This window comes from Methylobacterium sp. D54C (assembly GCF_053345595.1).
Genome location: NZ_JBKFAK010000099.1, coordinates 1 through 743, shown reverse-complemented (window position 1 = coordinate 743; position 743 = coordinate 1). Strand labels below are relative to the sequence as shown.

Annotated in this window: 1 protein-coding gene; it reads right to left on the bottom strand. The window is 65.3% G+C overall.

The genetic code is table 11. The features are described from left to right. Positions 1 to 38: 38 nt before the first annotated feature. The coding region (locus ACLBYB_RS32675; RefSeq protein ID WP_447701364.1) for an IS3 family transposase at positions 39 to 743 on the bottom strand (705 nt) is incomplete at its 5' end.

Below are 743 nucleotides of genomic sequence, written 5' to 3'. Positions count from 1 at the left end.
TGACCTGACCGATATTTTGGACCGAGCCGATTGGGAGGCTACTGCATGGCCGCTGCCATGGGTAGCCGGAAGGCCAGATCCGGGTAGCTGACGGGCGCGGGCGGCCGATAGCCCAGGGACGAATGCGGCCGGACGCGGTTGTAGGTGGATTGCCATAGACCGATCACGACCTGCGCCTCCTTCAGTGAGTAGAAGATCTCCTGGCGTAGACACTCGTCACGAAGCTTGCCGTTGAAGCTCTCGCAATAGCCGTTCTCCCACGGGGATCCTGGCGCGATGTACTGGATCTGCGAGCCAGCTTTGGCGACCCATTTGCGCAACGCCTTTGAGATCATCTCAGGGCCGTTATCGCAGCGGATGTGCTCCGGGATGCCGTGCAGGCACATCGCGTCGGCCAGCGCCTCGATCACGCCGACGCTGTTGATGCGGCGCGCCACCTTCAAAGCCAAACAGGCCCGGCTGTGCTCGTCGATCAGCGTCAGGATGCGCAGGCTCCGCCCGTCGTGCGTCTGCGCCTGTACGAAGTCGAAGCTCCAGACGTGATTGCGGTGGAGCGGGCGCAGCCGCACACATGAGCCGTCGTTCAGCCATAGGCGGCTGCGGGGTCTATGTCGGCTGGGGACCTTCAGCCCCTCGCGACGCCAGATGCGCTGGACCCGGTCCTTGCCCACCCGCCAGCCGGCCGCCTGCAGCAGCGCGGTGACGCGGCGATAGCCATAGCGCCCGTACTCGGAGGCCAGGGC